3 protein-coding genes are annotated in these 2,793 nt (G+C 60.8%); all 3 read right to left on the reverse strand.

Annotation, left to right across the window (positions count from 1 at the left end):
* Positions 1-93: 93 nt before the first annotated feature.
* Positions 94-1,230 (reverse strand): CaiB/BaiF CoA transferase family protein, encoded by a 1,137-nt coding sequence (locus ABYV26_RS24120; RefSeq protein WP_372683899.1) that lies wholly within the window; start codon positions 1,228-1,230, stop codon positions 94-96.
* A gap of 54 nt (positions 1,231-1,284) precedes the next feature.
* Complete coding sequence (locus ABYV26_RS24125; protein ID WP_372683900.1) at positions 1,285-2,427, reverse strand: acyl-CoA dehydrogenase family protein; 1,143 nt, start codon at positions 2,425-2,427, stop codon at positions 1,285-1,287.
* Between the two features lie 9 nt (positions 2,428-2,436).
* Positions 2,437-2,793: hypothetical protein (locus tag ABYV26_RS24130; protein WP_372683901.1), on the reverse strand; the 357-nt coding region annotated here is incomplete at its 5' end.

A 2,793-nucleotide genomic window follows, 5' to 3' on the forward strand; every position in this document is an offset into this window, starting at 1 on the left:
CCCTCACCCCGGCCCTCTCCCCTCGAGGGGAGAGGGAGACGTATGGGGTTGCCTTTCTTTCCGGGGGCGAAGCAGCAGTTCTCGGAAAGGACCTCAGACAACTCCTTTTTCCCGCAGGGACTTGATCTTTGCCTTGTCGTAGCCCAGTTCCGCCAGGATGCGCTCCGTGTCGGCTCCGAAGGCCGCCGGCGCCGTGCGCACCGACCCCGGCGTCTGGCTCAGCCTTACCGGAACGCCCAACGCGGGTGTCGGCTGATCCGCTTGGACCACCATCTCACGCACGTTGAACAGTGGGTCCTGCATGGCTTCGGCAACGGTTCGGATCGGTGACACGCAGACATCGAGGCCTTCGAACTCACGCTCCCAATCATCTAGCGGCTTTTGCTTGAATTTCTCTCGCATGCCGGCGATGATTTCCTCCCGACGGGTTTCATCATACTGCAGCGGCCCGTATTCGGGCTTTCCCAGGTGGCGACACAGGTTCTGCCAGAAGTGGTTTTCCACCGCGCCAACGGAGAGGTAGCGGCCATCGGCTGTCTGGTAAGTGTTATAGCAGGCATAGCGATGGGAGAGAAAACCGTCCCCCCGGCGTTGTTCGGTGCCGAACAGGGCTTGGAAGAACTGCACCGTGGGCAGCAGACCCAGCATGCCGTCGGTCATGGATATGTCGATTTGCTGACCTGCACCGGTGGCTTGGCGGTGGTAAAGGGCCATGACGATGCCCAGGGCGCCGTTCATGCCGCCTCCCACCAGGTCCGCCACCGGTATGCCGGGAATGGTCGGCGGTCGGCCTTTTTCACCCATCAGGTCAAGCAGGCCCGACCGGCTCAGGTAGTTGACATCGTGGCCGGCGGCATGGTGCATGGGGCCGGTCTGTCCATAGCCGGTGATGGAGCAGTAGACGATTGTCGGGTTCACCCGGCACACGGCGGGGTAGTCCACACCCAATCTGGCAACCACTCCCGGCCGGAACCCCTCGACCACCACGTCTGCGTCTTTTACCAGCCGGAAAAAAATCTCCAGCCCGGCCTCGGACTTCAGGTTCAGGGTCAGGTGGGATTTGTTGCGGTAGACGGGGAAGACGTGTTCTCCACGGTCCCGATAACGCGGGGCTTCCACGGCGATGACCCGGGCGCCGTGGTCGGCCAGGATCATGGTGCAGTAGGGCCCCGGCAGCATCCGGGACAGGTCGATGACGGTGATTCCCGAGAGGGCGCCGGATGGGTTCATGGCTGAAAGCTCCAAGGTAAAAGGTTGAAGTAAATAGAAATAGCCATTTCTGGCTCATAACCCCATGAACTTGGCAGCTATTCCTTTCATGATTTCGTTGGTGCCGGCGAAGATCGACATCACCCGCAGGTCCCGCCAGGCGCGCACGATAGGGCAGGACTCGGTGGTGCCCCCATCGCCCAGGATGCTCAGGGCCCGGTCCGCCGTCCGGCTGGCCATGTCGGTGGTCCAGAATTTGGCCATGGCGGTCTCCACCACGATGTTTTTCTTCTCGATGTGGTCGGCCACCAGTTTGTCCACGAAGGTGCGGCCGACCTTCACGTCGGCGGCCATCTCGACCAGTTCGAACTGGACCGCCTGGGATTTGGCCATGGGTCGGCCGCCGCGGTTGTTTTTACGGCAATAGTCCACGATCCACGCCAGAATGGCTTCGGCCCCGCATACCGCCCCCACGGCACAGGTCAAGCGCTCCTGCTGGAGTTTTTCCATGAGCATCAAAAAACCCATGCCTTTTTCCCCCAGCCGATGGCCCACGGGGATGCGGCAGTTGCTGAAAAACAACTCGGCGGTGTCCTGGCTGTGCCAGCCCAGCTTGTCCAGCCGACGTCCGCGGGTGAAACCCGGTGTGCCGTCTTCGATCACATACAGGGACATCGCTTCGTACTTGTTCTCCACGGCCGGATCCCTGGCGGCGATCACCAGCAGGTCGCAGTTGATGCCGTTGGAGATGAAGGTCTTGGCGCCGTCGACAATCACGCTGTCGCCTTCCTCCACCGCCGTGGTCCGCATGCCGGCCAGGTCGCTGCCCGCATCCGGTTCGGTCATGCCGATCGCCGTGATGCACTCGCCGGAGACGCAGCGGGGAAGGTATCGCCGCTTCAGCGCGTCACTGCCGTAGGTATCGATGTAGGGAACCACCACGTCACTGTGAAGACCCGCGGCCAGGCCTGTGTGGGCGGTACGGGCGAGCGCTTCGGCCACGATCACCGAGTAGCGGAAGTCGCCGCCCAGGCCGCCGTACACCGGGTCCACGGACGGGCACAGGAACCCCGCCGCACCCATTTTTCGCCAGACGGACTTGGGGACGATGCGGTCGGCCTCCCATTGGTCGACATAGGGGACCACTTCGGTTTCACAGAATATCCTTAGCCGCCGCCTGAAATCCTCCTGCTCCGGGGTATACGTCAGGATCTCCATTGCTGGCCCTCAATCGGTTTTGTGGTGAAGGTTGAATTGGTAAATTTGTCCGGCCGTGTCCGCCACGGTCATCTTCTGGAAACCGGTCCACCGGTCAGTATCCATGGTGCCATAGAAAGCGGCGCCTTCGCCAGGACTGATGGTCCTAAACCCCTGAGGGTAGAGATTCAGCAAAACGGTTGATTCCACACCGATCAGAGAAAAACAGCCTGACACGGTTATGGGCAATTCACCTGTGTTGGTAAGCATGATTTCCAAGTTCGCGTCAGAAATCGCGCAACATTTAGCGGAAAAGATGGCTTCTACACCGGAGTTAATAATGACCGTGAGTGCGAGCATGGAATCCATCCCGTATCCCAAAATTCC

This window comes from Desulfosarcina sp. (assembly GCF_041551955.1).
GTDB lineage: Bacteria > Desulfobacterota > Desulfobacteria > Desulfobacterales > Desulfosarcinaceae > Desulfosarcina.

What these genes read in the sequence shown, in the direction of transcription:
- ABYV26_RS24125 (WP_372683900.1), bottom strand. Translation starts at nt 2,427, where the DNA reads ATGGAGATCCTGACGTATACCCCGGAGCAGGAGGATTTCAGGCGGCGG.
- ABYV26_RS24120 (WP_372683899.1), bottom strand. Translation starts at nt 1,230, where the DNA reads ATGAACCCATCCGGCGCCCTCTCGGGAATCACCGTCATCGACCTGTCC.